This is a genomic window from uncultured Empedobacter sp., from assembly GCF_937930195.1.
GTDB lineage: Bacteria > Bacteroidota > Bacteroidia > Flavobacteriales > Weeksellaceae > Empedobacter > Empedobacter stercoris.
In genome coordinates this window covers 1-2,659 of record NZ_CALGVK010000129.1, presented here as the reverse complement: position 1 = coordinate 2,659, position 2,659 = coordinate 1, and the positions used below count along the sequence as shown (strand labels likewise).

At 30.4% G+C, this 2,659-nt stretch carries 3 protein-coding genes and 1 pseudogene; 2 read left to right on the top strand and 2 right to left on the bottom strand.

From position 1 onward, the window contains the following. A pseudogene (locus tag Q0616_RS07670) lies at positions 1-272 on the bottom strand (ribonuclease R); the annotation flags it as partial. Between the two features lie 145 nt (positions 273-417). Here Q0616_RS07670 and Q0616_RS07665 point away from each other — a divergent pair. Beyond that, positions 418-1,212 (top strand): glycosyltransferase family 25 protein, encoded by a 795-nt coding sequence (locus tag Q0616_RS07665; protein ID WP_298776226.1) that lies wholly within the window; start codon positions 418-420, stop codon positions 1,210-1,212. 56 nt (positions 1,213-1,268) lie between these two features. Here the strand turns inward: Q0616_RS07665 and rpiB are convergent, their stop codons facing one another. Beyond that, entirely contained in the window at positions 1,269-1,697 is a 429-nt protein-coding gene (rpiB, locus tag Q0616_RS07660; protein ID WP_298776225.1) for a ribose 5-phosphate isomerase B, read from the bottom strand. A gap of 517 nt (positions 1,698-2,214) precedes the next feature. On the opposite strand from rpiB, the gene pgk reads away from it, so the two are divergent. Continuing rightward, on the top strand, positions 2,215-2,659 hold a 445-nt coding region (gene pgk / locus Q0616_RS07655), incomplete at its 3' end, for a phosphoglycerate kinase (protein WP_298776224.1).

The window sequence follows — 2,659 nt, the reverse complement described above, 5'->3', positions numbered from 1 at the left end:
GTGATATCTATAGTACCAATTGCAGTATGTTGTTCCGCATTGATTTTAAATTTTCCACGTGAAACTTCAACAATTTTTTTATCTGCCAATAAAGATTGTAAATCTTTGATGAGAATTTCTCTATCGATGATATTGTGTATGTTCAGAATCGCAGCCAACTGCTTATAATTCATTGCTCGATTCGGTTGATCATATAAAGTTTTAATGATTTGTTTGGTGAACTTACCACTGTCCTTCCTTTTATTTTTTATAAATCTTCTTTTCTTTGGCATGTAATGTTTATTCTAATTTAATTTTTCTTTTATTTAAATAGAAACATCATTCAATAAAAGAACTAAAATGGGTCCATAATTTGACTCCATAATTATTTAGTAAAATTACGTATAATTAATATATTTAGCTTTTTAATTATAAAGAATGTCAAAATTCAAATATTCCACTTATCTCATTAATTTAGATAGATCTACAGATCGTTTAGAATTGATGAAAAAGGAATTTTCTAAAAGCAATTTAACTTTCGAAAGGATTTCTGCAGTCGATGCAAAAAATTTAAAGGGCGATGAATACTTCATTAACAATAAATACGACAGAGATTTATTGGGTGGTGAAATCGGTTGTTACCTCAGTCATGTAAATACTTTGCAAAATTTTTTGAATTCTGATAATGATTTTGCTTTGATCATAGAAGACGATGCGATGTTGCCAGAAAATTTGAAACATTCGGTGGAAGAAGTAATGGATCAATACGATGATTTATCGACTAAACATCGATGGGATGTATTGAAATTGAACAGTAGAAGAAGATACATCAAAATCAAAGATGTAAAAAATACAGATTTGTTCATAGGCGCCTGTGGAACGAGTATTCCTATCACTACAATTGCTGCGATTTGGACAAAAAAAGGAGCAGAAAAATTCTTAAAAGTCTGTTTAGCAAAAGGGAAACCAGAAATCAAAAGACCCATCGATTGTGAATTGCAACATCCTTGGGAATATGATTTATTGATTTACAATTTATTACCCTCTTTAATTACAAATTTTCCAGTGGAATCTGAAATTCAATTTGATTTAAGTAAAAGAAAAGCAGAATTGTTTAGACAAATTAAATACGAACTCAATCGTCTATTTCCTAAATACAATTATTACATCAAACAACACGGATTCAAAGCGTTTTTCAACAATTTCTTCTGGAAAAAAACCGAAAAATTATAAAAAAAACGGACAGAAATAAATCTCATACCCGTTCTTCAAATGAATAAATTGTATAATTAACAAGAAATTTTGTTCACTCTATTTTGGTGTCTTCCGCCTTCAAATTCAGTATTTAAAAACACATCCACCATTTCGATTGCATATTCCGCAGCTACAAATCTCGCTGGCAATGCAATCACATTCGCATTGTTGTGCATTCGACTCAAACGCGCCAAATCCGTATTCCAACACAAAGCAGAACGTACACCTTGATGTTTGTTCGCAGTCATATTTACACCTTGACCACTTCCGCAAATCAAAATCCCAAATTTTACTTCACCCTTTTCAACAGCTGCTGAAGTTGGATGTGCAAAATCTGGATAATCAACAGAGTCTGTTGATAATGTCCCAAAATCCTGAACCTCATGACCTTGAGTTGTTAAGAACTCCTTGATTTTCTCCTTGTAGGCAAAACCTGCGTGATCCGAACCTATCGCTATTTTCATAATATATACGTTATTAACATCGATTTTTAATAAATATTATAATTCGTTCATTATCAACTTTATTTAATTTTAATAGAATGTTAATAAGTTCGTAATTACTTTTAATGATTTCTTAACATTAAGACTTGATATTCTCAAAACTATTTCTAATTAAATTAATTTCAATACAAGTCAAGCAAAAGTTTTTAAAATCAAATCCAATTTATGCACAGACTTATTGGTAATATTAACAACTCAACTTGTTTGTAAAAACCACTATTAACAATTAACATTAAAATGTTGATAAGTCAATAATTCTCTCATTATTAAACAAAATTACAAATAAATCATTGTTAATTGACACCCGATAAAATTAATTAATCTTTAGTTATCCACATTTCAACAGCGCATACATCATTATCATATTTCTTTTTTTTAAAATTTTAAATAAAATATAATACTAATGATAAGTCGGTGAATAGTTGAAAACCGAAAAGAAAATAAAATTCCTATTTTTGTCATCACCAAATTATACAATATGAAAACGATAGACAATTTTAATTTTGAAAATAAAAAAGTACTGATCCGAGTGGATTTCAATGTGCCGCTAAACGATGAATTGAAAGTTACCGATACGACTCGTATCTTGGCAGCACAACCAACTATCGATAAAATTTTGAAAGATGGTGGATCTGCCATCCTAATGACGCATCTGGGAAGACCGAAAAATGGATTCGAAGATAAATTTTCTTTGAAAAATATAGTTGATAAAGTTTCGGATATCTTAAAAGTCGATGTGATCGCAGCCAATGATGTCATAGGTGAAGATGCACAACAAAAAGCCAATCAACTAAAACCTGGACAAGTACTTTTGTTGGAAAATCTACGTTTTCATAAAGAAGAAACCGAGGGCGATAAAACCTTTGCGGAAAAATTGTCAAAATTGGGTGATTTTTATGTGAACGATGCTTTCGGTACTGCTC